General features: G+C 72.4%; 29 protein-coding genes and 1 riboswitch. Of the genes, 22 read left to right on the top strand and 7 right to left on the bottom strand.

Translation table 11 applies throughout. The features are described 5' to 3' along the window. The first annotated feature begins 155 nt into the window (after positions 1 to 155). Genes def through AB0F10_RS09255 form a run of 3 tightly spaced genes read left to right on the top strand, consistent with a single transcriptional unit; the run spans position 156 to position 3,161 of the window. A complete protein-coding gene (gene def, locus AB0F10_RS09265) occupies positions 156 to 713 on the top strand; it encodes a peptide deformylase (protein WP_360621756.1) in 558 nt (185 codons plus the stop codon). A 4-nt stretch (positions 714 to 717) separates the two neighbouring features. Beyond that, complete coding sequence (fmt, locus tag AB0F10_RS09260) at positions 718 to 1,644, top strand: methionyl-tRNA formyltransferase (RefSeq protein WP_360621754.1); 927 nt, start codon at positions 718 to 720, stop codon at positions 1,642 to 1,644. Then, positions 1,641 to 3,161, top strand: a complete 1,521-nt coding sequence (locus AB0F10_RS09255; RefSeq protein ID WP_360621752.1) for a transcription antitermination factor NusB — start codon at positions 1,641 to 1,643, stop codon at positions 3,159 to 3,161. Before fmt ends, AB0F10_RS09255 begins: the two co-directional genes overlap by 4 nt. A gap of 12 nt (positions 3,162 to 3,173) precedes the next feature. Here the strand turns inward: AB0F10_RS09255 and AB0F10_RS09250 are convergent, their stop codons facing one another. Then, a complete protein-coding gene (locus AB0F10_RS09250) occupies positions 3,174 to 4,040 on the bottom strand; it encodes a septum formation family protein (protein WP_360621750.1) in 867 nt (288 codons plus the stop codon). Positions 4,041 to 4,104: 64 nt separating this feature from the next. Here AB0F10_RS09250 and rpe point away from each other — a divergent pair, with 64 nt between their 5' ends. From rpe to ribH, 6 genes are all read left to right on the top strand, one after another. Beyond that, entirely contained in the window at positions 4,105 to 4,785 is a 681-nt protein-coding gene (gene rpe / locus AB0F10_RS09245) for a ribulose-phosphate 3-epimerase (RefSeq protein ID WP_360621748.1), read from the top strand. Further along, positions 4,782 to 5,819 carry a response regulator gene (locus AB0F10_RS09240; protein WP_360621746.1) on the top strand — a complete coding sequence of 346 codons (1,038 nt, stop codon included), beginning with the start codon at positions 4,782 to 4,784 and terminating at the stop codon, positions 5,817 to 5,819. Before rpe ends, AB0F10_RS09240 begins: the two co-directional genes overlap by 4 nt. A gap of 61 nt (positions 5,820 to 5,880) precedes the next feature. Continuing rightward, positions 5,881 to 6,068, top strand: a riboswitch (FMN riboswitch). Positions 6,069 to 6,196: 128 nt separating this feature from the next. Beyond that, on the top strand, positions 6,197 to 7,294 hold the full coding sequence (gene ribD, locus AB0F10_RS09235; RefSeq protein ID WP_360621744.1) for a bifunctional diaminohydroxyphosphoribosylaminopyrimidine deaminase/5-amino-6-(5-phosphoribosylamino)uracil reductase RibD: 1,098 nt from the start codon (positions 6,197 to 6,199) through the stop codon (positions 7,292 to 7,294). Next, complete coding sequence (locus tag AB0F10_RS09230) at positions 7,294 to 7,896, top strand: riboflavin synthase (protein ID WP_360621742.1); 603 nt, start codon at positions 7,294 to 7,296, stop codon at positions 7,894 to 7,896. The genes ribD and AB0F10_RS09230 overlap by 1 nt, the downstream gene beginning before the upstream one ends. Beyond that, entirely contained in the window at positions 7,886 to 9,091 is a 1,206-nt protein-coding gene (locus AB0F10_RS09225; RefSeq protein WP_360621740.1) for a bifunctional 3,4-dihydroxy-2-butanone-4-phosphate synthase/GTP cyclohydrolase II, read from the top strand. The genes AB0F10_RS09230 and AB0F10_RS09225 overlap by 11 nt, the downstream gene beginning before the upstream one ends. A 54-nt stretch (positions 9,092 to 9,145) precedes the next feature. Further along, positions 9,146 to 9,619: a 6,7-dimethyl-8-ribityllumazine synthase gene (ribH, locus tag AB0F10_RS09220; protein ID WP_360621738.1), complete on the top strand. Its 474-nt coding sequence runs from the start codon at positions 9,146 to 9,148 to the stop codon at positions 9,617 to 9,619. Positions 9,620 to 9,681: 62 nt separating this feature from the next. On the opposite strand, the gene AB0F10_RS09215 is transcribed toward ribH, so the two are convergent. Genes AB0F10_RS09215 through AB0F10_RS09200 form a run of 4 tightly spaced genes read right to left on the bottom strand, consistent with a single transcriptional unit; the run spans position 9,682 to position 12,615 of the window. Further along, positions 9,682 to 10,134 (bottom strand): HIT family protein, encoded by a 453-nt coding sequence (locus AB0F10_RS09215; protein ID WP_360621736.1) that lies wholly within the window; start codon positions 10,132 to 10,134, stop codon positions 9,682 to 9,684. Positions 10,135 to 10,154: 20 nt separating this feature from the next. Further along, on the bottom strand, positions 10,155 to 10,895 hold the full coding sequence (locus AB0F10_RS09210) for an amino acid ABC transporter ATP-binding protein (protein ID WP_360621734.1): 741 nt from the start codon (positions 10,893 to 10,895) through the stop codon (positions 10,155 to 10,157). After that, positions 10,895 to 11,743: an amino acid ABC transporter permease gene (locus tag AB0F10_RS09205; protein WP_360621732.1), complete on the bottom strand. Its 849-nt coding sequence runs from the start codon at positions 11,741 to 11,743 to the stop codon at positions 10,895 to 10,897. The genes AB0F10_RS09210 and AB0F10_RS09205 overlap by 1 nt, the downstream gene beginning before the upstream one ends. Continuing rightward, on the bottom strand, positions 11,740 to 12,615 hold the full coding sequence (locus AB0F10_RS09200; RefSeq protein ID WP_360621730.1) for an ABC transporter substrate-binding protein: 876 nt from the start codon (positions 12,613 to 12,615) through the stop codon (positions 11,740 to 11,742). Before AB0F10_RS09200 ends, AB0F10_RS09205 begins: the two co-directional genes overlap by 4 nt. A gap of 78 nt (positions 12,616 to 12,693) precedes the next feature. On the opposite strand from AB0F10_RS09200, the gene AB0F10_RS09195 reads away from it, so the two are divergent. The 9 genes from AB0F10_RS09195 to pheT all read left to right on the top strand — a co-directional run bounded on the left by AB0F10_RS09195 (position 12,694) and on the right by pheT (position 20,522). Continuing rightward, complete coding sequence (locus AB0F10_RS09195; protein WP_184991619.1) at positions 12,694 to 12,957, top strand: phosphoribosyl-ATP diphosphatase; 264 nt, start codon at positions 12,694 to 12,696, stop codon at positions 12,955 to 12,957. Between the two features lie 43 nt (positions 12,958 to 13,000). Beyond that, entirely contained in the window at positions 13,001 to 13,846 is an 846-nt protein-coding gene (gene hisG / locus AB0F10_RS09190) for an ATP phosphoribosyltransferase (RefSeq protein ID WP_360621728.1), read from the top strand. A gap of 16 nt (positions 13,847 to 13,862) precedes the next feature. Continuing rightward, positions 13,863 to 14,321 carry a PH domain-containing protein gene (locus tag AB0F10_RS09185; protein WP_360621726.1) on the top strand — a complete coding sequence of 153 codons (459 nt, stop codon included), beginning with the start codon at positions 13,863 to 13,865 and terminating at the stop codon, positions 14,319 to 14,321. 344 nt (positions 14,322 to 14,665) lie between these two features. Beyond that, the gene (gene infC, locus AB0F10_RS09180) at positions 14,666 to 15,286 is read left to right on the top strand and encodes a translation initiation factor IF-3 (protein ID WP_360621760.1); all 621 of its coding nucleotides are present in this window, start codon (positions 14,666 to 14,668) and stop codon (positions 15,284 to 15,286) included. Positions 15,287 to 15,310: 24 nt separating this feature from the next. Beyond that, entirely contained in the window at positions 15,311 to 15,505 is a 195-nt protein-coding gene (gene rpmI / locus AB0F10_RS09175) for a 50S ribosomal protein L35 (RefSeq protein ID WP_125806262.1), read from the top strand. 39 nt (positions 15,506 to 15,544) lie between these two features. After that, a complete protein-coding gene (gene rplT, locus AB0F10_RS09170) occupies positions 15,545 to 15,937 on the top strand; it encodes a 50S ribosomal protein L20 (protein WP_360230725.1) in 393 nt (130 codons plus the stop codon). Positions 15,938 to 15,994: 57 nt separating this feature from the next. Further along, positions 15,995 to 16,795: an RNA methyltransferase gene (locus AB0F10_RS09165; RefSeq protein WP_360621724.1), complete on the top strand. Its 801-nt coding sequence runs from the start codon at positions 15,995 to 15,997 to the stop codon at positions 16,793 to 16,795. A gap of 185 nt (positions 16,796 to 16,980) precedes the next feature. Further along, complete coding sequence (gene pheS, locus AB0F10_RS09160) at positions 16,981 to 18,042, top strand: phenylalanine--tRNA ligase subunit alpha (RefSeq protein WP_360621722.1); 1,062 nt, start codon at positions 16,981 to 16,983, stop codon at positions 18,040 to 18,042. A gap of 2 nt (positions 18,043 to 18,044) precedes the next feature. Next, on the top strand, positions 18,045 to 20,522 hold the full coding sequence (gene pheT / locus AB0F10_RS09155) for a phenylalanine--tRNA ligase subunit beta (protein WP_360621720.1): 2,478 nt from the start codon (positions 18,045 to 18,047) through the stop codon (positions 20,520 to 20,522). Positions 20,523 to 20,606: 84 nt separating this feature from the next. Here the strand turns inward: pheT and arsM are convergent, their stop codons facing one another. After that, positions 20,607 to 21,506, bottom strand: a complete 900-nt coding sequence (gene arsM / locus AB0F10_RS09150; protein ID WP_360621718.1) for an arsenite methyltransferase — start codon at positions 21,504 to 21,506, stop codon at positions 20,607 to 20,609. Positions 21,507 to 21,624: 118 nt separating this feature from the next. Between arsM and AB0F10_RS09145 the strand changes: the two genes are divergently transcribed. From AB0F10_RS09145 to AB0F10_RS09130, 4 genes are read left to right on the top strand one after another with little or no spacing between them, the layout of a single operon-like run. Next, entirely contained in the window at positions 21,625 to 21,981 is a 357-nt protein-coding gene (locus tag AB0F10_RS09145; RefSeq protein ID WP_360621716.1) for a metalloregulator ArsR/SmtB family transcription factor, read from the top strand. Then, entirely contained in the window at positions 21,982 to 22,818 is an 837-nt protein-coding gene (locus AB0F10_RS09140) for an MIP/aquaporin family protein (RefSeq protein WP_360621714.1), read from the top strand. It abuts the gene before it with no gap. After that, the gene (locus AB0F10_RS09135; protein ID WP_360621712.1) at positions 22,815 to 23,225 is read left to right on the top strand and encodes an arsenate reductase ArsC; all 411 of its coding nucleotides are present in this window, start codon (positions 22,815 to 22,817) and stop codon (positions 23,223 to 23,225) included. Before AB0F10_RS09140 ends, AB0F10_RS09135 begins: the two co-directional genes overlap by 4 nt. A 7-nt stretch (positions 23,226 to 23,232) precedes the next feature. After that, the gene (locus AB0F10_RS09130) at positions 23,233 to 23,448 is read left to right on the top strand and encodes a nuclear transport factor 2 family protein (RefSeq protein ID WP_360621709.1); all 216 of its coding nucleotides are present in this window, start codon (positions 23,233 to 23,235) and stop codon (positions 23,446 to 23,448) included. Between the two features lie 3 nt (positions 23,449 to 23,451). Here the strand turns inward: AB0F10_RS09130 and AB0F10_RS09125 are convergent, their stop codons facing one another. After that, positions 23,452 to 24,894 carry a M28 family metallopeptidase gene (locus AB0F10_RS09125; RefSeq protein ID WP_360621707.1) on the bottom strand — a complete coding sequence of 481 codons (1,443 nt, stop codon included), beginning with the start codon at positions 24,892 to 24,894 and terminating at the stop codon, positions 23,452 to 23,454. Between the last annotated feature and the right edge of the window lie 46 nt (positions 24,895 to 24,940).

Raw genomic sequence — 24,940 nt, 5'->3', positions numbered from 1 at the left:
GCTCCCGGCGCCGCTGTCCGGGGCTCGCCGGGGGTCGGTCGGCGGTCGGTTGTGACCGGGTCACGCTGCGCGGACGGGCGGCGCTGCCGGTCTCTCCCGGCTCCGTAGACTAGGGCTCGACAACCGTGTGAGTCGATCGTCAGGAGTGGCACCGCGTGACCGTCCAGCCCATCCGTCTATTCGGCGACCCGGTGCTGCGTACGCAGGCCGACGCGGTCGTCGACTTCGACAAGGAACTGCGCAGGCTCGTCAAGGACCTGACCGAGACGATGCAGGACCAGGGCGGTGCCGGCCTGGCCGCGCCGCAGCTCGGCGTGGGGTTGCGGGTGTTCACGTTCGACGTCGACGACGTGGTCGGCCACATCGTCAACCCGGTGCTGTCGTTCCCCGATGAGGAGGAGCAGGACGGGCCGGAGGGCTGCCTGTCGATCCCCGGCGTCTACGTCGACACCAAGCGCCGGCAGAACGTCGTCGCGCAGGGCTTCAACGAGCACGGCGATCCGATCCGGCTGATCGGCACCGGCCTGATGTCGCGCTGTGTGCAGCACGAGACCGACCACCTCGACGGGGTGCTCTTCCTGGACCGGCTTGACGCCGCCGCACGTAAGGACGCGATGAAGCAGATCCGTGCCGCCGACTGGTACGACGCCGGCGCACCGCCGACGGTCAAGGCGAGCCCGCACGGCCGCGGCATCCTCGGCCTGGGGCGGTGAGCTGATGCGAGTCGTCTTCGCCGGCACCCCCGAGGTCGCGGTGCCCTCGCTCGACGCGCTGGCCGCGTCCGCGCACGAGGTCGTCGCGGTGCTGACCCGTCCCGACGCCCCCGCGGGCCGGGGCCGCCACCTGGTGCGCTCACCGGCCGGCGCCTGGGCCGATGAGCGCGGCATCGAGGTGCTCACCCCGCAGCGCCCGCGGGAGCCCGAGTTCCAGGAGCGGCTGCGCGAGATCGCGCCGGACTGCGTGCCCGTCGTCGCCTACGGCGCGCTGGTTCCGCCCGCGGCGCTGGAGATCCCCAGGTACGGCTGGATCAACCTGCACTTCTCGCTGCTGCCCGCCTGGCGCGGCGCCGCCCCGGTGCAGCACGCCGTCCTGCACGGCGACGAGGTGACCGGTGCCAGCGTGTTCGAGCTCGAGGCGGGCCTCGACACCGGTCCCGTCTACGGCACCCTGACCGAGCAGATCCGGCCCGTCGACACCTCCGGCGACCTGCTCGCCCGGCTGGCCACCGAGGGCGCCGGCCTGCTCGTCGCCGTCCTCGACGCGATCGAGGCGAAGACCGCGCGGGCCCACCCGCAGCCGCTCGACGGCATCTCGATGGCGCCGAAGATCACCGTCGACGACGCCCGGATCCGCTGGGGCGATCCGGCGTTCGCCGTCGACCGGCGCATCCGCGCCTGCACCCCGGCGCCCGGCGCGTGGACGACCCTGCGCGACGAGCGGCTCAAGCTCGGACCGGTGCGCCCGGTCGCCAACACCGCCACCCTCCAGCCGGGGGAGTTGCTCGTCGAGCGCACCCAGGTGCTGGTGGGCACCGCGACCACACCGGTGATTCTCGGCGAGGTCCGTGCCGCCGGCAAGAAGCCGATGTCGGCCTCCGACTGGGCGCGTGGCCTGCGCCTCAACCCGGGGGAGACCCTGCTGTGACAGATTCGAATCCAGCCGATCAGCCGCGTGGCGCCGACCGCCGGCACAGCGCCGATCGGCCGCACAACGCCGGCCCGCGCCGCCCCGGCGGCCCCGGCTCCGGCCGGGACCAGAACCGGGACGCCCGCTCCGGCCGGGCCCCGCGCGCCGGCCGCCCGTCGTCGGACCCGGCCCGGCAGGCCGCGTACGAGGCGGTCGCGGCGGTGCATCGCGACGACGCGTACGCGAACCTGGTCCTGTCCCAGATCCTGCGGGAGGCGCGCCTGCACGGCCGGGACGCCGCGTTCGCCACGGAGCTGACCTACGGCACCCTGCGGACGCTCGGCACCCTCGACCTGATCATCGCGGACGCGGCCGGCCGGGAGGTGTCCCGCATCGATCCGCCCGCGCGGGACGCGTTGCGGCTGGGTGCGTACCAGCTGCTGTTCACCCGGGTGCCGTCGCACGCGGCGGTGAATCAGACCGTCGACCTGGTGCGCTCGGTCGCGCCGGGCGCGGCCGGCTTCGCCAACGCTGTCATGCGCGGGATCTCCGAGACCAGCCTGGACGACTGGCTGATCAAGCTGGCGCCCAGCTACGAGGAGAACCCGGTCGGCAACCTCGCCGTGGTGCACAACCACCCTGAGTGGATCATCCGGTCGTTCGCGGAGTCGCTCGGCGGCGACCTGGAGGACACCGCCCGGCTGCTGATCGAGGACAACCAGCCGCCGGGCGTGCACCTGTGCGCACGGCCGGGCCGGGTCGAGGCCGTCGACCTGGCCGATGAGGTCGGCGGCGTGCCGGGCGCGTTCTCGCCGTACTCGGTCTACCTCGGCGGCGGCTCGCCGGGCGACCTGCCCGCCATCCGGGACGGCCGCGCGCACGTGCAGGACGAGGGCTCGCAACTGGTCGCGGCGGCGCTGCTGGCCGCGCCGGTCGAGGGCCAGGACAACCGCTGGCTCGACCTGTGCGCCGGACCGGGCGGCAAGGCCGGCCTGCTCGGCTCGATCGCCGCGCTGCGCGGCGCGGAGGTCACCGCCGTCGAGATCGCCGACCACCGGGCCCGGCTGGTCGAGCAGGCCACGGGCGGGCTTCCGGTCACGGTGCTGCCGACCGACGGCCGCACCGTCGGGCGCGACCCCGACCTGCCGGAGGAGGGATTCGACCGGGTGCTGGTCGACGCGCCCTGCACCGGTCTGGGCTCGCTGCGCCGGCGGCCGGAGTCGCGCTGGCGGCGCACCCCGGCCGATCTGCCGCCGCTGACCCGGCTGCAGCGGGAGCTGCTGGTGGCGGCCCTGCGGGCGGTCCGCCCGGGCGGGGTGGTCGCCTACGTGACCTGCTCGCCGCACATGGTGGAGACCCAGGTGACGGTCAGCGAGGGCGCCCGCCGCAGCGGCGTCGAGGTGGACTTCGTGGACGCCCGTCCGCTGCTGCCGCCGGGCATGCCGAAGCTCGGGCCCGGCCCGACGGTGCAGCTGTGGCCGCACCGGCACGGCACCGACGCGATGTTCCTGGCGGTGCTGCGCCGCACGAGCTGACGGGCCGGTCGATCACCTGATCGGCAGGGTCCCGGGGCCGGCGTTGCGCAGGGAGCGGCTGAAGGTGCGTTCGGCGAAGTAGATGAAGCAGCGGACCCGGCGCTCGCCGGACAGCCATTCGGAGCGCGTCGGGTTGTAGGAGATCCAGCCGCTGCGGTACTGCAGGTCGGAGTCGTCCGGCAGCGCCGCGAAGCGGGCGATCGTGCCGCGACAGGCGGCGGCGCTGCGCTCGGTGTCGGACTCCAGCTTCGAGTACGAGATGTCGGGGGCGTTCCACAGCCCGGCGAACTCGGCCCGGTGCGCCGTGTTGCACGGCACGGCGGTCATCGCCGTCACCGTTCCGCCGTCGACCTTGGGATCGAAGCAGGCGAGCCGGAGCGGCGACGGGTGTGACAGCTCGCCGGCCAGGCTGCCGGTGCGGCTGGTGCGGCTCTGCCCGTCGAGGTCCGCGGTGGTGACGTCGCAGCGGAACCAGCGGGCGCCGCCCGCCCACCCGGCCCGGGTCGGCCACACCACCTGCACCGCCACCCGGGCCTCGCGCCAGCCGGCGCCGAGGAAGCCGGTCGCGGCGTCCGAGCATTCCCGGTATGCCGCCTTCGCGCCCGGTGTCCCCGCGGCCGGGGCCACGTCGGCGTCCGCCGGGGTGCCCACGTGGAAGGTCTCGGAGACGTGCAGTTCGGCGCAGTCGACCGGCCGGTACTCGTCCAGCGGGGCGGTCGTGGCCAGGGTCTCGTGGCAGCGGCCCGCGGCCGGGCGGAACGGCGCCGGCGTGCTCGGCGTGGCCCAGCCGTCGGTCAGGTCGCCGTCGGTGCCGGGCGGGGGCGGAGCCGAGCAGCCGGCGGCGAGCAGCACCGTCAGCAGGGCCACCGTCCGTCGCATGCCAGCCTCCCCGGGAACCACATGAGTATCCCGGGTGACGGCAAACAGGCCATACACTTCACCGGTGGAGCCATCGCCGATCATCGCCCCCAGCATCCTGGCCGCGGATTTCGCGCACCTCGCCACCTCGGTGCACCAGATCGAGGGCGCCGCGGACTGGGTGCACGTGGACGTCATGGACAACCATTTCGTCCCGAATCTGACCATCGGGCTGCCGGTCGTGCAGAGCCTGCGCAAGGCCACGACCATCCCGTTCGACGTGCACCTGATGATCGCCGATCCGGAGCGCTGGGCGCCCGGGTTCGCCGAGGCGGGCGCCTACAACGTGACGTTCCACGCGGAGGCGTGCGACAACCCGGTGGCGCTGGCCAGGACGCTGCGCGCGGCGGGAGCCAAGGCGGGCCTGGCCATCGACCGTGACACGCCCGTCGAGCCCTACCTGGAGCTGCTGCCCCACCTGGACACGTTGCTGATCATGACGATCAAGGCCGGCTTCGGCGGCCAGAAGTTCATGCCGGAGATGCTCGACAAGGTGCGCGACGTGCGCCGCCGGATCAACGCCAAGGATCTCCAGGTGCGCCTCGAGGTCGACGGCGGCATCGCCGCCGACACCATCGAGCAGGCCGCCGCGGCGGGTGCCGACGCGTTCGTCGCGGGCACCGCCGTCTACGGCGCCGAGGACCCCGCGGAGGCGTGCCGCAAGCTGCGCGCCGCCGCCGAGCGCGCGATGGCAGGCGCGGCATGAGCACCGGGGTGGTCCGGCACAAGGTGGATGCGACCGTGGCGGATCCCGAGGAGCGGCCCGACGTGATTCTCGTGGTCGACGACGACGAGGACATCGCCAGTTTCGTGGCCTTCAACCTCAAGGTGCACGGTTTCGAGGTGATGCGCGCCCGGGACGGCCAGCACGCCCTCGAGGTGATGGAGACCCGCCGCCCCGATCTCGCGGTGGTCGACTGGATGATGCCGAACATGAACGGCGTCGAGCTGACCCGCCGGCTGCGCGCCGAGCCGCTCACCTCGGCGCTGCCGGTGATCATGCTGACCGCCAAGGGCATGACCGTCGACAAGGTCGTCGGCCTCACCGCCGGCGTCGACGACTACCTGGTCAAGCCGTTCGACACCGCCGAGCTGATCGCCCGGGTCTCGTCGACGCTGCGGCGCAACAAGGAGTTCCGGGAGGTCTCCCCGCTGACCGGCCTGCCCGGCAACGCCCGGGTGCGGCGCGAGATCGTGGACCGGATGAAGACCGGCAAGGACTACGCGGTCGGCTACATCGACATCGACCGGTTCAAGAGCGTCAACGACGTCTACGGCTTCGACCGCGGCGACGAGTTCATCACGGCCCTGGCCGGCAGCCTGCACCGTGCGGTCGCCGGCTCCGGGCGCCCGCCGATCTTCCTCGGCCACATCGGCGGCGACGACTTCGTCTTCATCTGTACGCCGGAGCAGGTCCTGCCGCTGACCAAGCGGACCGTGAACGACTTCGAGACCGTCGCCGACCAGCTCTACGACGCCGAGGACGCCCGGCGCGGCTACATCGAGGTGCCCGACCGGCGCGGCAACAAGCAGCGTGCGGCCCTGGTGACCCTCTCGATCGGGGTCGCTCAGGCGACGGCCGAGGGCCGCCGGTTCGAGGACGCCCGGGAGGTCGTCGCGGTGGCCTCCGACATGAAGAAGGTGGCCAAGAGCCAGCCGGGTTCCTACGTGGCGATCGACCGGCGCCGCGCGGACTCGGAGGACCCGGAGGACCCGTCGGCGGCGGGCATGGGTTTGTGACCTGAGTCGCCCAGGAGGTGGCAAGCCGGGGTTTGCGTGTAAGACTCATGGGTGACCCACCACGCGCTGGCGGGACTCGGTGAAATTCCGAACCGGCGGTAATGCCCTGCTCCGGCAGGGCTGAGCCCGCGACCCGGACGTCGTTACCTTGACGGACGGTGGATCTGGTGAGACTCCAGAGCCGACGGTTGATCGGACGGCCCCTCGCGGGACCGATCGGTCAGACAGTCCGGATGGGAGACAGCGCGCGGGAGCAGGATGAGGGCTCGTCGCGGCGTGCTCTCGCCGGGGCGGCGCGAAGCGTCCCCTCATGTCCTGTTTCCGTGGTTTCTCTCCTCTTCAGCGCGTGACCGCACCGCGCTTGGAGAGGGACACAGATGGTCACCGACGACGAGGCGATGGGCCGCGCGATTGCGCTCGCCGCCCGGGGCCTTGGCACGACCAGCCCCAACCCGGTCGTCGGCTGCCTGCTGCTCAGCGCGGACGGCGAGGTCGTCGGCGAGGGCTTCCACGCGTACGTCGGCGGGCCGCACGCCGAGATCGTCGCCCTCGCGCAGGCCGGCGAGCGGGCCCGCGGCGGCACCGCGATCGTGACCCTGGAGCCCTGCAACCACACCGGCCGCACCGGGCCCTGCGCCCAGGCGCTGATCAACGCGGGGATCACCCGGGTGGTCATCGCCGTCGACGACCCGACGCCGGTCGCGGCCGGCGGCGCGGCCACGCTGCGCGGCTCCGGGGTGCGGGTCGAGACCGGGGTCCGCCGCCAGGAGGCCGAGGACGGCAACGTCGCGTGGCTGACCGCCGTGCGCCGCGGCCGGCCCTATGTGACCTGGAAGTACGCCGCCACCCTCGACGGGCGCTCCGCCGCGGCGGACGGCACCAGCCAGTGGATCACCTCGCCGACGTCCCGCAGCGACGTGCACCGGCTGCGCAGCACCGTCGACGCGATCGTCGCCGGTGTCGGCACGGTCATCGCCGACGATCCCCAGCTGACGGTCCGCGACCTGCGCGACGGCAGCCTCGCGATCAAGCAGCCCTGGCGGGTCGTCGTGGACTCCTCCGGGCGTACGCCAGCGGGTGCCCGGGTCCGCGACCAGGCCGCACCGACCTGGATCGCGACGGCGTCCGAGGTCGGCGCCGGCCCGGACGGCCGCGTCGACCTCCCCGCCCTGCTCAACGAGCTGTACCTGCGCGGCGTCCGGGCCGTGCTGCTGGAGGGCGGCCCGACCCTGGCGGGCGGCTTCCTCGAGGCCGGGCTGGTCGACAAGATCGTCGGCTACATCGCGCCGAAGTTGCTCGGCGCCGGCCAGCCGTCGCTGGTCGGCGCGGGCGTCACCACCATCGCCGAGGCGCTGGAACTGGACCTCAGCGACATCACGCAGATCGGCCCCGACCTGCGCTTCACCGCATCGCTGCGGCAGAAGCCGTCCGACCACCCCACCCACCACCCAAAAACGGATTGGAAGGACTCCTGATGTTCACCGGCATCGTCGAGGAACTGGGTGAGGTCGTCTACCTCACCGACGCGGGTGGCGACTCGGCGGTCCTCGCCGTACGCGGGCCCGTCGTGACGTCCGACGCCCGGCACGGCGACTCGATCTCGGTCAACGGCGTCTGCCTGACCGTCATCGACAACGCCGACGGCGTCTTCACGGCCGACGTGATGGGGGAGAGCCTGCGGCGTTCCTCGCTCGGCGTGCTCAAACCCGGCGCGCAGGTCAACCTGGAGCGCGCCGCGACCGTCGGCTCCCGGCTCGGCGGGCACCTCGTGCAGGGCCACGTCGACGGGGTCGGCACGATCGTCGCCCGCGAGCCCGCCGACGAGTGGGAGGTGCTGCGCTTCTCGCTGCCGCCCGAGCTGGCCCGCTATGTGGTGGAGAAGGGCTCGATCACCGTCGACGGCGTCTCGCTGACCGTCATGGAGGTCACCGCCGACACGTTCAGCGTCGGGCTCATCCCGACCACGCTCAAGCTCACCGTCCTCGGTTCCAAATCCGTCGGCGACCCCGTCAACCTCGAGGTCGACGTGATCGCCAAGTACGTCGAGAAGATGCTGGGAGATCGTCATGTTGGCTGACATCGAAAGGGCCGTGGCCGACATCGCCGCGGGCCGCGCGGTGATCGTCGTGGACGACGAGGACCGCGAGAACGAGGGCGACCTGATCTTCGCGGCCGAGCACGCCACGCCCGAGCTGCTGGCGTTCATGGTCCGCTACACGTCCGGCTACATCTGCGTGCCGTTGACCGAGGACGAGGCCGACCGCCTCGACCTGCCGCCGATGTTCCACACCAACCAGGACCGGCGCGGCACCGCGTACGCGGTGACTGTCGACGCCCGCGACGGCATCAGCACCGGCATCTCGGCCGCCGACCGCGCGCACACGATCCGGCTGCTGGCCTCGGCCGACACCAAGCCGACCGACCTGTCGCGCCCGGGGCACGTGGTGCCGCTGCGGGCCAAGGCCGGCGGCGTGCTGCGCCGCCCCGGCCACACCGAGGCCGCGATCGACCTGTCGGTGCTCGCCGGCCTGCGCCCGGCCGGCGTGCTGTGCGAGATGGTCAACGACGACGGCACCATGATGCGGATGCCCGACCTGGAGAAGTTCGCCATCGAGCACGACCTGGCGCTGATCAGCATCGCCGACCTGATCGCCTACCGGCGGCTCACCGAGCAGCAGGTCGAGCGGGTCGTCGAGACCCGGCTGCCGACCGAGCACGGCGACTTCACCGCGGTCGGCTACCGCGGCGGTGTCGACGGCGCCGAGCACGTCGCCCTGGTCTTCGGCGATCTCGGCGACGGCGAGGACGTGCTGGTCCGGGTCCACTCGGAGTGCCTGACCGGCGACGTCTTCGGCTCGGTGCGCTGCGACTGCGGGCCGCAGCTCGACGCCGCCCTGGAGCGGGTGGCCGAGGCGGGGCGCGGGGTGGTGCTCTACATGCGCGGGCACGAGGGCCGGGGCATCGGGCTGCTGCACAAGCTGCAGGCGTACCAGTTGCAGGACCGCGGTCTGGACACCGTGGACGCGAACCTGGAGCTCGGCCTGCCCGCCGACGCCCGCGACTACGGCACCGGCGCGCAGGTCCTCTACGAGCTGGGCGTGCGCTCGATGCGGCTGCTCACCAACAACCCGGCGAAGCGGGCCGGGCTGGAGGGCTACGGCCTGACCATCATCGGGCGCGAGGCGCTGCCGGTGCGCCTGCACCCCGAGAACGTGCGCTACCTGCGGACGAAGCGGGACCGGATGGGCCACCTGTTCGAGGCTCTGGGCTGATTCCCCGGCGCCGCGACGGCGGCTGGGCGCAAGATCTAGGCAAGGGGGCAACACATGGCCGGTTTCGGTGATCCGCACATCAGCACCGTCGACGCCGCCGGGCTCAAGCTCGGCATCGTCGGCTCGCGCTGGCACTCCGACCTGGTCGACCACATGGTCGAGCGGGCGCAGGCGGCCGCCAAGGCGTGCGGCGTCGACGAGGTGATCGTGGCGCGGGTGGCCGGCTCGGTGGAGCTTCCCGTCGTGGCGCAGGCGCTCGCCAAGCGGTGCGACGCGGTCGTCGCGCTCGGCGTGGTCATCCGGGGCGAGACCCCGCACTTCAAATACGTCAACGATGCGGTGACCAGCGGGCTGACCCGGGTCGCGCTGGACGAGCAGACCCCGGTCGCGCACGGCGTGCTGACCGTGGAGAGCCTCGGCCAGGCGAAGGACCGGGCCGGCCTGGAGGACTCGATCGAGGACAAGGGCTGGCAGGCAACCGTCGCCGTCCTCGACGCGGCCATCGCGATCCGGGACATCGGCAGGTAGCGGAACAGGCCGGCCGCCCGCGATGGCGGGCGGTCGCCTGCGAGCCTTGCGGAACCGGGCCGTCAGGAGCCGGGCCGCGCGAGGCGGGCCTGCAGCGCCTCCGCCACGCTGTCGCGGTGAGCCTCGTCGAGGGCCCGCCCGGGTGGGCGGGCGAGGTAGCGGAAGACGGCGGGGCCCCGGTGGTCGTCGGGGATGTCCGGCATGCGGGGCACCAGGTGGAAGTGGACGTGTCCGAATCCCTCGGCCTCGCCGAACTGCATCACGTAGGTCTTCGCGCAGCCGGTCACGTCGCGCAGCGCGCGGGACAGCCGGACCTGCCAGGTCCCCAGGGCCGCCGCCTCGGCGTCGCTCAGGTCGGCGATGGACGTGACGTGCCTGCGCGGGACCAGGACCAGCCAGCCCGGCAAGGTGGAGTCGAAGGCGTGTGCCACCCGCCAGTGCGGGTCGGCCGCGACGCGCTCCCTGGGCGGCAACTCGTCGAACCGGTCGTTGTTGCTGCAGACGAGGCAATCCATGATCGAACGCTAGCCGGGACCTACAACCGGCCGGCCTCGATGATCCGGGCCAGGAACTGCCGGGTCCTGGGCTCCGACGGGTCGCCCAGCACCCGGTCGGGCGGGCCGGCCTCGAGGACCCGGCCGCCGTCCAGAAAGACCACCTGATCGGCGACCTGCCGGGCGAAACCCATCTCGTGGGTGGCGAGCACCATCGTCATGCCCTCGTCCTTGAGGCCGCGGATCATCGTCAGCACCTCGCCGACCAGTTCCGGGTCGAGCGCCGAGGTGACCTCGTCGAGCAGCAGCAGCCGCGGGCTGTTGACCAGGGCCCGGACGATCGCGACCCGCTGCTGCTGGCCGCCGGAGAGCCGGTCGGGGTAGCTGTCCGCCTTGTCGGCCAGCCCGACCCGGCCCAGCCACTCCATGGCCTGGTCCCTGACCTCGGCGGCGGCCCGCCGGTGCACCCGTCCGGGCGCCAGCGTGATGTTGCGCAGCACGGTCATGTGCGGGAACAGGTTGTAGGACTGGAACACCATGCCGATGCGGCGGCGTACCAGGTCCGGGTTGGCCCGGGGGTCGGTGATGTCCTCGCCGTCGAGCCGGATGATGCCGTCGTCGATGGTGGTGAGCAGGTTGACGCAGCGCAGCAGCGTCGACTTGCCCGACCCGGAGGCGCCGATCAGCGCGACGACCTGGTGCTCGTCGACCTCCAGCGACAGGTCGTCGAGCACGACGCTCGCGCCGAAGGTCTTGCGGACGTTCTCGCAGGACAGCAGCATCAGACACCCGCGGACTGGCGGCGGGCCGCGCGCAGGGTGACCCAGTCGGTGACGGCGATCAGCGGCAGGGCGAGCAGCACGAAGAGCACCCCCGCCACGATGTAGGGCGTGAAGTTGGCCTCGTGGGCGACGCCGATCTGGGCGGCGCGCACGGCGTCGATCGGGCCGGCCAGCGACACCAGCCCGACGTCCTTCTGCAGCGCCACCGTGTCGTTGAGCAGCGGCGGCGCCACCCGGCGGATGGCCTGCGGCAGCACCACGTGCCGCATCGTCTGCCGGTAGGTCAGGCCCAGCGACCGGGCCGCGGCCAACTGGCTCGGGTGCACCGACTCGATGCCGGCCCGGAAGACCTCGGCCAGGTACGCGCCGTACGTGATGATCAGCGCGGCCCCGCCCAGCACCAGCACCCCCGGGGTGCCCTGCAGCCGCAGGCCGGGCACGCCGAAGGCGGCCAGGTAGATCACGATGATCAGCGGAAGGCCGCGGAACGTGTACGTGTAGCCGGTGGCCAGCGCGCGTACCGGGAAGAAGACCGGGCCGCGCAGGGTCCGCAGCGTCGCGATCAGCAGCCCCAGCGCCAGGGCGAGGAACGCGCAGACGACCAGCAGCTTGATGTTGAGCCAGAGGCCCTCGAGGATGGCCGGCAGGTAGCGCCGGGCCACCTCGGGGTCGAAGAACGACTGCTTGACCCTGTCCCAGCCGGGCGCGCCGGTGACCGCCACCACGAGCAGCGTGCCGACGACGGCGGTGGAGAGGGCCGCGAACAGCACCGAGCGGATCGTCCGCCGTCGCCGATAGGCGATCCGCCCGCGCTGGATCTCGGAGGGCTCGTGGAGCGTGGCGCTCACGAGAGCTCGGGTGCCCCGCCCGTGCCGGCCAGCCACTGCTTCTCGAGGACCGCGAGGGTGCCGTCCTGGCGAAGCTGGTCGACGGCCTGGGTGACGCAGCCGGTGAGCGGCGACCCGAGGTCGAGGACCAGGCCGAACTGCTCCGGTACGCCGACCTGCGGCAACTGCCCGACGATCACGCCGTCCTTGAGCTCGGCCCCGGTCATGTAGAACGCGGTCGGCAGGTCCACCACGATGCCGTCGACCTGGCCGTTCTCCAGGGCCGCCTTGGCGTCGTCGTTGTTGTTGTAGACCAGCGGCTTGGTGTCCGGCTTGAGCACCTCGGTGATCGCCTGGTAACTGGTGGTGCCGACCTGGGCGCCGAGCTTGGCGGACTTGAGGTCCGCGATGGTCTTCGCGCCGGCGATCTTCGAGCCGGCGGTCGTGATCACCGCCTGCCGGACCAGGTAGTACGGCGAGGAGAAGTCGACGGCCTTGCGCCGCTCGGGCGTGATCGAGAACTGGTTGATGTCGAAGTCGAACGTCTTCGGCCCCGGCGCGATGGCGTTGTTGAACGTCACCTCGGTCCAGACCACGTTCTGCGCCGGGTAGCCGAGGCGCGCGGCGACCTCGTGCGCGACCGCCGACTCGAAGCCCTTGCCGTTGCTCGGCTTGTTGCCGGAGAACCACGGCTCGTACGCCGGGTTGTCGGTGCCGATCGTGAGCTTGCCGGCGGTGAACGTGTCGAGCGCTCCGGCCGGGCAGGCCGAGCCGGAGGCCGACGCGGAGGCGCCGGCCGAGGGCTTCGTGTCGTCGGCCGGGGCGCAACCCGCGGTGGTGATGAGGAGCACGGCCGCGCAGGCCTGGGCGGCGATGGCGTTTCGGCTGAGCATGAAGGCGAGCCTAGGCCACGTCCCACTCGTTGGGGCCGTCCGTCGCCATCCCGTGATGAGCTGCCACAATCGTCTCCCGTGAAGACGTTCGAAGAGTTGTTCGCCGAGTTGCAGGCGAAGGCGGTGCAGCGGACCGAGGGTTCGTCCACCGTGGCGGCGCTGGACCGTGGCGTGCACTTCATCGGGAAGAAGGTCGTCGAGGAGGCGGCCGAGTCCTGGATGGCCGCCGAGCACGAGGGGCCGGAGCGCGCCGCTGAGGAGATCTCCCAGCTGCTCTACCAGGCACAGGTCCTGATGATCGCCACCGGGCTCGAGCTGAAGGACGTGTACCGACATCTCTGACGTGCTCTCCGCCTCAATCGAATCCGATCGAAGGAGCACGTCGATGCTGCGCATCGCCATTCCCAACAAAGGCACCCTGTCCGCACCGGCCACGCAGATGCTGCGCGACGCCGGCTACCGCCAGCGCACCGACCCCAAGGAACTCGTCTGCCGTGACGAGGCCAACAACGTGGAGTTCTTCTACCTTCGGCCGCGCGACATCGCGACGTACGTGGCGTCGGGTGATCTCGATCTCGGCATGACCGGCCGGGACCTGCTCGTCGACTCCGGCGCGCCCGCGCGCGAGCTCCTCGACCTGGGCTTCGGCGGGGCCCTGTTCCGCTGGGCCGCGCCGCCGGGATCGCTCTCCTCCCCGGCGGAGATCGGCGGCAGGCGCATCGCCACCGCGTTCCCGGGGGTGGTCGAGCGGTATCTGGACGAGCACGACCTCAAGGCCGAGGTGGTGCGCCTCGAGGGCGCGGTCGAGAACGCCGTGCGCCTCGGCGTCGCCGACCTGATCGCCGACGTGGTGGAGACCGGCACCACGCTGCGCCAGGCCGGTCTGGTCACCGTCGGCGAGCCGATCCTGCGCTCCTCGGCGATCCTGATCGGCCGCGACCAGGCCGTGGAGTCCGGAGCGTCGGCGCAGCTCATGCGGCGGCTGCAGGGCGTGCTGGTGGCCCGCAGCTACGTGATGCTCGCCTACGACGTGCGCGCCGACCTGCTGGAGAGCGCGACCGCGCTGACGCCGGGCATCGAGTCGCCGACGGTGTCGCCGCTGCACCGCGAGGGCTGGGTCGCGGTGCAGGCCATGGTCCGGCGCAACGCCGTGCACCAGATCATGGACGAGCTGTACGACCTCGGCGCGCGGGCGATCCTGGTTACCGACATCTCCAATTGCCGGTTGTGAGAGGGGGAGTGGCACAGTGGTTGGCGTGACTTCGATCGAGGCGTCCGTTGAGTTCCGGCCCCGCCGCGTCCGCTGGGTGGCCGGCTTCCTGGCGGTCGGGGTGGTGGTGCTCTTCACCGTGCTCAGCTTCGGCCTGCACGGGTCGACCGGCGACACGATGGGCCGGTTCCAGCGCGGCGACCAGGGCGCGATGATCGGGCTCGGCGTGCTGATCGGGCTCGGCATCCTCGCCTTCACCCGGCCTCGGGTGGCCGCGGACGCCGACGGCGTGCGGGTGCGCAACGTGATCGGCGGCTACGAGCTGCCGTGGTCCGCGGTGCGGGCGGTGCGCTTCGACCGCAACTCGCCCTGGGCGTCGCTCGAGATGCTCGACGACGACACGGTGCCGGTCCACGCGCTGCAGGCCGCCGACAAGCAGTACGCGCTGGAGGGCGTCCGGGCGCTGCGCGCCCTCCATTCGGCGGCCACCTCCTGAGCTGGTAGACTCGGCTGGTAGTCGACCACGCCCGCACCACCTCCCTCGGGAGGACGGAGCGGGCGCGAAAGAGGAGCCCGCTGGTTCCCACCCAAGTCACTCCTGGAGTGGCTGGGTCCGGTCAACCGCCCCGGGATCCTCCGGGCGTGGTGTGCGTCCTCATGGACGCCGATGACCGGTCGAGCGGGCCCTGGCATGCGTGCCGGGGCCTTCTGCTTTCCTGTCGCCCTGTGGATGAGGGCGAGCGGGCCGACCGACATTGGCAGTACTCTCTCGCGGTCGAACCGCCGGGGGAGGCATCCACTAGATCGTTCTGAGGAGGCCCCATCAGCGTCGAACCACGCATTAACGAGCAGATCCGGTCGAGGGAAGTCCGGCTGGTCGGCCCCGAGGGTGAGCAGGTGGGCATCGTCCCGCTCGAGCGCGCCCTGCAGCTGGCCGCGGACGTCGATCTGGACCTGGTCGAGGTAGCGCCGATGGCGCGCCCGCCGGTGTGCAAGCTCATGGACTTCGGCAAGTTCAAGTACGAGAGTGCACTCAAGGCGCGCGAAGCCCGGCGCAACCAGCAACAGACCGTCATCAAGGAAATGAAGCTCCGGCCGAAGATCGACCCGCACGACTACGAGACCAAGAAGGGTCACGTTGTCCGGTTCCTCAAGGCGGGCGACAAGGTCAAGGTGACGATCATGTTCCGTGGTCGTGAGCAGAGCCGCCCCGAGCTGGGTTTCCGGCTCCTGCGCAGGCTCAGCGAAGAGATCTCGGAGCTGGGTTTCGTCGAGGCCAGTCCGAAGCAGGACGGCCGAAACATGATCATGGTGTTGGCGCCGCACCGGGCCACCAAGGCCGCGGCTGCGGCCGTGATCGCGGCCAACGCGCGCCCCGCGCGCGAGCCGCGTGAGGGTGACGTTGCCGAGGCACCGCCGGCCGACGAGTCGGTCGACAGCACCGCTGCCACTGCAGAGTAAGTAATTAAGGAAGAGGCGTTCTAAGTGCCGAAGATGAAGAGCCACACCGGCATGGGCAAGCGGGTGAAGGTCACCGGTAAGGGCAAGATCGTCCGGGAGCTGGCCGGTAAGCGCCACCTGCTGGAGGGCAAGTCCTCCCACGTCACGCGCCGGATGACCGGTACGGTCACGGTGGCCAAGGCCGACACCAAGCGAGTCAAGAAGATGCTGGGCCGCTGACGCGCGCGCCACACTCGTTCCCCTGTTAGGAGTACCGAAATGGCACGCGTCAAGCGGGCAGTAAACGCCCAGAAGAAGCGCCGTACGCTGCTGGAGACCGCCAGCGGCTACCGCGGGCAGCGCTCCAGGCTGTACCGCAAGGCCAAGGAGCAGGTGCTGCACTCGATGCAGTACGCGTACCGCGACCGCCGTGACCGCAAGGGCGACTTCCGCCAGCTGTGGATCACGCGCATCAACGCGGGCGCGCGGGCCAACGGCCTGACCTACAACCGCCTGATCCAGGGCCTCAAGCTGGCCGGCGTCGAGGTGGACCGCAAGATCCTGGCCGACATGGCCGTCAACGACGCCGCCTCGTTCGCGGCGATCGTCGAGATCGCGCGGACCGCGGTGGCGGCCGAGGGCACCGGCGGCGCTGCCGCGCAGGCTGCCTGACATCGCCTGAGCAACTCGCTTTCGGGGCGTCTTCCGGTTGATCCGGGAGGCGCCCCGATGCCGTTCCCTCCCGGAGGACACGTGACCTTCTCGCCCCGTACCCCAAGGGTCGTCGCCGCCCGGCGCCTGCAGCGCCGCCGTGACCGCGACCAGACCGGCCGCTTCCTGGCGGAGGGACCGCAGGCGGTGCGGTCCGCCCTGGCCGCGGGGGTCGTCCTCGAGCTGTTCGGTACGGACGCGGCGCTGTCACGGCACGCCGACCTGGCGGCGCAGGCGCCCGTCGTGTCCCCGGTCGACGAGCCGGGCCTCGCGGCGCTGGCCGAGACCGTCGCGCCGCAGGGCCTGGTCGCGGTCTGCGAGCAGATCGACGTGCCGCTGGCCGAGGCGCTGTCCAAGGGGCCGCGCCTGGTCGCGGTGGCCGTGGAGATCCGCGATCCGGGCAACGCCGGCACCGTGCTGCGCACCGCCGACGCGGCCGGGGCGGGCGCGGTGATCTTCGCCGGCGACGCCGTCGACCCCTACAACGGCAAGTGCGTCCGGGCGTCGGCGGGCAGCCTCTTCCACGTGGACGTGGTGCGGACCCCGCTGCAGGTGGTCGACCAGCTGCGCGACTTCGGCCTGCGGGTCCTCGCCACCACCGGCTCCGGCGACGCGGGCCTCGACGACCTGCTCGACGACGGGTCGCTGACGCGGCCGACCGCCTGGCTCTTCGGCTCCGAGGCGCACGGGCTGCCGGACGAGCTGTTGAAGGCGGCCGACAAGCGGGTCCGGGTGCCGATCTACGGCGGCGCCGAGAGCCTGAACCTGGCCGCCGCCGCCGCGGTGTGCCTCTACGCCTCGGCACGCGCCCAGCGGTAATTCCCGAGCGCCGGGCGTTATGCTGCAACCATGCGCCGAGTGCTCCCGATGTTTATCCGGCCCGCTGGTCGCGGGCGCCGGGTCTGACACTCCTGCGCGAACTTTCCTGACCGGCGGGCGGCGGCACAGCCGCGCCTCCGTACACTGCCCGATGGCTCATCCGGTGTGAGGGAGTTCGCCCGATCATGTCCTACCGCAACGATCCGTACGATCCGAAGCAGGCCGTCCTGCTCGCCCCCGAGGCGCTCGAGGCCGCCGTCGCCGAGGCCGCGCAGGCGTTCGCCGCCGCGCCGGACCTCGACGCGCTCGGCGCGCTGAAGTCCGCACACCTCGGCGACCGGTCCCCGGTCTCGCTGGCCCGGCGCGAGATCGGCTCGCTGCCGCCGCACGCGAAGTCCGAGGCCGGCAAGCGCGTCAACGAGGCCCGGCAGTCCGTGCAGGGCGCGTTCGACGCCCGGCTCGCCGAGCTGGAGCTCGAGCGTGCCGCCCGGGTCCTGGTCGAGGAGCGCGTCGACGTCTCCCTGCCCTGGGACCGGGCACCGCGCGGCGCCCGGCACCCGCTGACGACGCTCATGGAGCACATGGGCGACCTGTTCGTCGGCATGGGCTACGACGTCGTCGAAAGCCCCGAGCTCGAGCTCGAATGGGCCAACTTCGACGCGCTCAACATCGGCGTCGACCACCCGGCCCGCGGGCTCATGGACACGTTCTACGTGGACCTTCCCGGCCTGGTGATGCGCACGCACACCTCGCCCGGCCAGGTCCGCACGATGCTGCACCGGCAGCCGCCGATCCGGGTGGTGTGCCCGGGCCGGGTCTACCGCACCGACGACCTGGACGCCACGCACAGCCCGGTGTTCCACCAGATCGAGGGCCTCGTCGTCGACGAGGGCATCTCGATGGCCCACCTCAAGGGCACCCTCGACCACTTCGCCAGGGCGATGTTCGGCCCGGACGCCCGGACCAGGTGGCGCCCGCACTACTTCCCGTTCACCGAGCCGTCGGCCGAGTTCGACGTGTGGTTCGCGCAGCACCGCGACGGGCCGCGCTGGGTCGAGTGGGGCGGCTGCGGCATGGTCAACCCGCGGGTGCTCGCGGCGTCCGGCATCGACCCGGAGCGCTACTCGGGCTTCGCGTTCGGGATGGGCGTCGAGCGCACGCTGATGTTCCGCAACGGCGTGAGCGACATGCGCGACATGGTGGAGGGTGACGTCCGGTTCACCCGCAACTTCGGGATGGCGGTCTGATCATGAAGCTGTCTCTGTCCTGGCTCCGCGAATACGTGGAGCTGCCGGCGGTGCTCTCCGCCGATGAGCTCGAGCGCAAGCTGGTCGACCTCGGCATCGAGGTCGAGTCGATCGTCGACCAGGCCGCCACGATCAAGGGCGACCTGGTCGTCGGCCGGGTGCTCGAGATCGAGGAGCTGACCGGTTTCAAGAAGCCGATCCGCTTCACCCGGGTGGACGTCGGCGCCGCCGCGCCGCAGGAGATCGTCTGCGGCGCGCGGAACTTCGAGGTCGGCGACCTGGTCGTGGTGATCCTGCCGGGCGGCGAGCTGCCCGGCGGGTTCAAGATCGGTGCGCGCAAGACCTACGGGCGCAACTCCAACGGCATGATCTGCTCGGCCGCGGAGCTCGGGCTCAGCGGCGACCACTCCGGCATCATCGTGCTCCCGCCGGACTCGGCGCCGACGGGCGTCGACGCCCGTCCGATCGTCGGGCTCGACGACGTGGTCCTCGACCTGGAGATCACCCCCGACCGGGGTTACCAGATGAGCATCCGGGGCGTGGCCCGCGAGCTGTCGCACGCGTACGAGTCGGCGTACACGGATCCGGGCCTGGGCGACGCGCCGGGCGCGACCGCCGAGCCGCCGCACCCGCTGCGGATCGACGACACGATCGGCTGCGACCGGTTCGCGGCGCGGGTGGTGCGCGGCATCGACCCGTCCGCGCCGTCGCCGGAGTGGATGCAGCGCCGGCTGATCACCGCCGGGGTGCGCACGATCTCCCTGGCCGTCGACATCACCAACTACGTGATGCTCGAGCTCGGCCAGCCGATGCACGTCTTCGACCTCAACCTGGTCCGCGGCGCTCTGGTCGTGCGCCGCGCCCGTACGGGGGAGAAGCTGACCACCCTGGACGGCGTCGCCCGGGTGCTCGACGCCGAGGACATGGTGATCTGCGACGACTCGGGGCCGATCTGCCTCGCCGCGGTCATGGGCGGCGAGACCACCGAGATGCAGCCGGACACCGTGGACGTGCTGCTGGAGGCCGCGCACTGGGACCCGGTGATGGTGGGCCGCACGGCTCGCCGGCACAAGCTGTTCAGCGAGGCGGCGAAGCGCTGGGAGCGCGGCGTGGACCCGATGCTGCCGCTGGTGGCGCTCGACCGCGCGGTCGAGCTGCTCACCAGGCACGCCGGCGGCACCGTCGACGAGCGGGTGCTCGACCAGAACCACCTCGTCGCGCCGGCGCCGGTGCTGCTCGACACCACGCTCGCCACCCGCCGCATCGGCGTCGAATACCCGGTCGAGCAGGTGACCACGCTGCTCGGCCGGATCGGCTGCGCGGTGCGCGGCGTCGAGCCGCTCGAGGTGACGCGGCCGTCCTGGCGCCCGGACCTGGTCGCCCCGATCGACCTCGTCGAGGAGGTGGCCCGGCTCGGCGGCTTCGGGGTGATCCCGAGCATCCTGCCGCCGACCCGCGGCGGCGGCGTGCTCACGCCGGCGCAGCGTCGCCGGCGCATGGTCGGGCGGGCGATGGCCGAGAACGGCTACGTCGAGGTGCTGTCGTACCCGTTCGTCTCGACGGGCGCGGCCGACGTCTTCGGGCTGGCCGCGGACGACCCGCGGCGCAGCGCGGTGCGGCTGACCAACCCGATCTCCGACCAGGAGCCGCTGCTGCGCACGTCGCTGCTCCCGTCGCTGCTCGGCACGCTCAAGCGCAACCTGGGCCGCGGCGAGCGCGACCTGGCGCTCTACGAGACCGGCACGGTCTTCCTGCCGCACCTGACGGCCGTCGCGCCGCCGGTGCTCGGCGTGGACCACGGCCCGTCCGATGAGGACTGGGCGGCGGCGAACGCGATCGTTCCCGAGCAGCCGTGGCACCTCGCCGCGGTGCTGACCGGCGAGGCGGCACCGGCCGGCTGGTGGGGCGCGGGACGCACGGCGACCTGGTCGGACGCGATCGAGGCGGCGCGCATCGGGCTCGCCGCGGCCGGCATGGCCGCCGACCGGATCACGGTACGGGCGGCTGAGTACCCGCCGTGGCACCCGGGACGGTGCGCGGCGATCGCTGTCGACGGCACGGTGATCGGGTACGCGGGCGAGCTGCACCCGAGCGTGGTCGCCGCGCTGGAGCTGCCGAAGCGCACCTGCGCGATGGAGCTCGACCTGGACGCGATCCCGGCGACCGTGGTGACCCAGGCGATCCGGATCTCCACCTTCCCGGCGGCGCTGATCGACGTGGCGCTGGTCGTGGACGCGGCGGTGCCGGCGGCCGAGGTCGAGGCGGCGCTGGTCGCGGGCGCGGGCGAGCTGCTGGAATCGGTCCGGCTCTTCGACGTGTACGCGTCGGAGCAGCTCGGCGCCGGCCTCAAGAGCCTGGCGTACAAGCTGACGTTCCGCGCGCCGGACCGGACGCTGACGGTCGAGGAGGCCGTCGCGGCCCGGGACACGGCGGTGGCGCTGGCGTCGTCGCGGGTGGGAGCCACGCTCCGCGGCGCCTGATCAGCTCGACGGCGGCCGGGTCCCTCGGGGACCCGGCCGCTCCTTGCGCCTAAGGCCGGCGGCGCGGATGGTCGCCGCGCGCGCCTACGGCCGGCGGGCGCGGATGATCGCCGAGTGCATGCTTTCGGCGTACGCGGCGGTGAACTCGACGCTGACCTCGGTGAAGCCGGCGGCGGTGAGCCCGCCGAGGTACTCGCTGCGGGAGAGCGCGCCGGCGATGCAGGACGACCAGTCGCCGACCACTCGGCGCTGCTCGGGGGTGAGGTGGTCCTCGGCGACGACGTCGGAGATGCCGATCCGGCCGCCGGGCCGCAGCACCCGGTGCATCTCGGCGAAGACCGAGGGCTTGTCGGCGGACAGGTTGATCACGCAGTTGGAGATGATGACGTCGACGGTGCCGTCGGGCAGCGGGATGTCCTCGATGTGCCCCTTGTGGAACTCGACGTTGGTGGCGCCGGCCTCGGCGGCGTTGCGGCGCGCCAGTTCGAGCATCTCGTCGGTCATGTCCAGGCCGTGCGCCCTGCCGGTGGGTCCGACCCGGCGGGCCGACAGCAGCACGTCGATGCCGCCGCCGGAGCCGAGGTCGAGCACGGTCTCGCCGGGGCCGAGTTCGGCCACCCGCAGCGGGTTTCCGCAGCCCAGGCTGGCCCGCAGCGCGGTCTCGGGTAGCTCGCCGCGCTCGTCGTCGCCGTAGAGGGTGCCGCCGCCGCAGCTGCTGCCCTCGGCGGCGCGGGTCGCGGCGTCGGCGTAGCGGGCCCGGACCTGCGCGCGGATGTCCTCGCCATCGCCGCTGGTGTCGGTCGCGGCGCCGCAGCAGCCCGCCTCGCCGCTGGTGGCGGTGGTGGTGGCGCAGCAGCCAGCGTCGCCGCTGGTGGCGGTGCCGCAGCAGCCCGCCTCGCCGCTGGTGTCGGTGGCGGTGCCGCAGCAGGTCGCGGTGCCGTCGGTCTCGGCGGGGGTGCCGGGCGTGAGGTGGATGTCGGTCATGCGGTGCTCCTTCAGGGCGGCGTCGACCACCGAAGCCCATGGGTTCGATGATCGTCGGATTCGATAACCTTCGAAGCCGAGAGTTGCATACGGATTCGACAACTGTCAAACTCGAATGATGTCGAAACCGGCCGCCCTCGCGCTCGCCGCCCCGGAGGTTCCCTGCTGCTCTCCGATGGCCCGGCAGAGCCTGGACTCCGCCGCCGCGATCAACCTGTCGGTCGCGTTCAAGGCGCTCGGTGACCCGGTCCGCCTGCAGCTGATGTCGATGATCGCCTCGGCGCCGGGCGGCGAGATCTGCGTCTGCGACCTGACCCCCGCCTTCGAGGTGTCCGCCTCGACCATCTCGCACCACCTCAAGACCCTGCGCGAGGCCGGCCTGGTCGACGCCGAGCGCCGGGCGAGCTGGGTCTACTACCGGCCCCGGCCGGAGCTCATGGGCCGGCTCGCCACGCTGCTCACCCCGGGCGCCTGAGTGCCGGCCCGCAGAAACGCGGCCTGGCGCCGGCTGCTCGCCGAGTTCCTCGGCACCGCGATGCTGGTCACCGCCGTCGTCGGCTCCGGCATCATGGCCGCCGAACTCTCGCCGGCCGACGTCGGCCTGCAACTGCTGGAGAACTCGGTCGCCACCGCGCTCGCCCTCGGCGCGGTGATCCTCACCTTCGGCCCGATCTCCGGCGGCCATTTCAACCCGGTCGTCTCCGCCGCCGACTGGTTCCTCGGCCGCCGCACCCGCACCGGCCTGTCCGGCGCGGACCTCGCCGGATACCTGGCCGCGCAGTGCGCCGGGGCGATGGCCGGATCCGTGCTGGCGAACCTCATGTTCGGCCTGGCGCCGGTCACCGTCGCCACCCGCGACCGCACCGGCGGCCACCTGTGGCTCGGCGAGATCGTGGCCACCGCCGGGCTGCTCCTGCTGGTGTTCGCGCTGGCCCGCTCCGGCCGGGCCGCCGTCGCCCCGGCTGCGGTCGGCGCCTACATCGGTGCCGCGTACTGGTTCACCAGCAGCACCAGCTTCGCCAATCCGGCCGTCACCGTCGGCCGCACGCTCACCGACACCTTCGCCGGCATCGCGCCCGGCTCCCTGCCCGGATTCCTCATCGCGCAGGCGGCCGGGCTGGTCGCCGGCGTCATCCTGCTGCTCGCCCTCTACCCGGACGCGGCGGAGACCGCCACCGCGGTCGTGGCCGAGCACCCGGACCCGGCAGAGGCCGCCGGGGTCGGGGTCGAGCACTCGGCGCCGGCGGAGACCGCTCCCGGGGTCGTGGTCGAGGACCCGGCGCCGGCATTCATCTCGAGGACGGGGCCGTGAGCGACACCAGACCCAGCGTGCTGTTCGTCTGCGTGCACAACGCCGGGCGGTCGCAGATGGCCGCCGGCTGGCTGCGCCATCTCGCCGGCGACGCCGTCGAGGTCCGCTCCGCGGGGTCCGAGCCCGCCGACCGGATCAACCCGGCCGCGGTCGAGGCCATGCGGGAGGTCGGTATCGACATCACCGATCGGGTCCCGGCGAAGCTGACCTGGGACGCCGCCCGGGAATCCGACGTCATCGTCACCATGGGCTGCGGCGACGCCTGCCCGGTCTTTCCCGGCAAACGTTACGAGGACTGGAGGCTCGACGACCCCGCGGGCCGGGGCGTCGACGCCGTGCGCCCGATCCGCGACGCCATCCGGACCCGGGTCGAGAAGCTCCTCACCGAACTCGACATTGGTCCATGATGGGCGCATGGATCGGATCGTCGCCGAGGTGCTGGCCGCCGCCGAGCGTGCCGACACCGCCGCGCTGAAGGCGCTGCTGCATCCCTACCTGCACTGGCACGAGCCGCGCCTGGACCTGCGCGGCCGGGTCAAGGTGCTGGCCCGCCTGGCCGCCGCGCCCGCGCCGCGCCCGCCGGCCTCCTACGAGCTGCGGGACGGCCAGATCTACCGCTGGAACGGCTGAGCCTCAGCTCGACGGCCGGGGCGCCGTCACCGGGCTGCGATGGCCGGCCCGGTCCAGCGCCCGTACGCCGAAGAAGACGTTGTCCTTCGACAGGTCGATCGTCACCGAGGTCACGTTCCCGACCGCCATCGCGTTCGTCCAGTCCGGCGCGGTCGTCTCGCGCCAGACCACCTCGTAGCCGGCCAGGTCCGCCGCCGTGTCCGGCTGCCAGCGCAGGGTCGTCGCGTTGGTCAGCTGGGTCGTGTCGATCACCACGCCCTTCGGCGTGCCCGGCGCCTGCGCGAGGGACCACAGCACCGCCCCGTTCACCCGGGCCACCCGCGCGATGTAGGCGAAGTCGCAGAACTCCACCAGGTCGCCGTATTGGACGCCGTTCTCGACGCGGACGTCCTGGTGCTCGTGCGCGAAGTTCTCCCGCGGCTCGGTGAAGCGGGCCGCGGGGTAGCCCCGGAGCAGGAACGAGACGTGATCGCTGCCGCGCAGGTAGCGGTCGCGCCGCCAGATCACGCGGATCTTCATCCCGGTCTGCGGATTCTCCGCGACCTCCTTGACGAAGCGGCCGAGCTGCCGCGACGGGCCGTCGTTCTCGCCGCCGACGGACCTGCGGACGTTTGCCTCCGCGGCGGTCTCCGCGGTGGGCACGCCCTCGACGAACAGCCGCACGGTCCGCGGGTCCGGTGCGGTGCCGTCGTGCGCGTCGCCGGTGCCGACGATGTCGTTGCTGAACATGGCCTGCACGTCGGCGCCCGCGTCCCGGAACTGCTGCGCCAGGTGGTCGGAGCCGTAGAGGCCCTGCTCCTCGCCCGCGACGGCGGCGAAGACGATCGTCGCCTCGGTGTGCCGGGTGGCCATCACCCGGGCCAGCTCCATGATCACCGCCACGCCGGACGCGTCGTCGTCGGCGCCCGGCGCGTCGCTGGTGGCGTCCATGACGTCGGTGACCCGCGAGTCGTAGTGGCCGGTCACCACGTAGACCCGGCCGGGATCGTCGTCGCCGCGCAGCGTGGCGACGACGTTGGTGATCAGGGTCGGTTCGGGGATGCGCGACGCCGGCGGCTGGATGAAGGACTGCAGCTCGACGGTCATCCGGCCGCCGGACGCGGCGGCGTAGGCGCTGAGCTGCTCGAAGATCCAGTCCCGCGCCGCGCCGATGCCGCGCGCGGGGTTGTCCTGCGCGGACAGGGTGTGCCGGGTGCCGAAGGCGGCGAGCCGGGTGACGGTGGCGCCGATCCGGTGCGGATCGATCTCCCGGAGCATCGCCCGGAGCTCCCGGTCGGGCGCCTGTCTGCGCGGAGCGGAACCGGCGGCCTCGGCGCGGCCGGCGCCGAGCGCGGGGCCGGCGCCGAGTGCCGAGCCGGCGCCGAGTGCTGGGATCGCGGCGGCGGCCGCCGAGGCCGACAGGAACGCGCGCCGCGAGGACGTGGGCCTTTCGCGCTGATCTGTCATACCCCGCATGCTTGTCCAAAGGAGAGCGCATGTCCATGCCCGTCGA

Source organism: Actinoplanes sp. NPDC026623 (assembly GCF_040638275.1).
In the GTDB taxonomy this organism is placed as follows: Bacteria; Actinomycetota; Actinomycetes; order Mycobacteriales; family Micromonosporaceae; genus Actinoplanes.
This window is presented reverse-complemented; position numbering and strand designations above follow the sequence as displayed.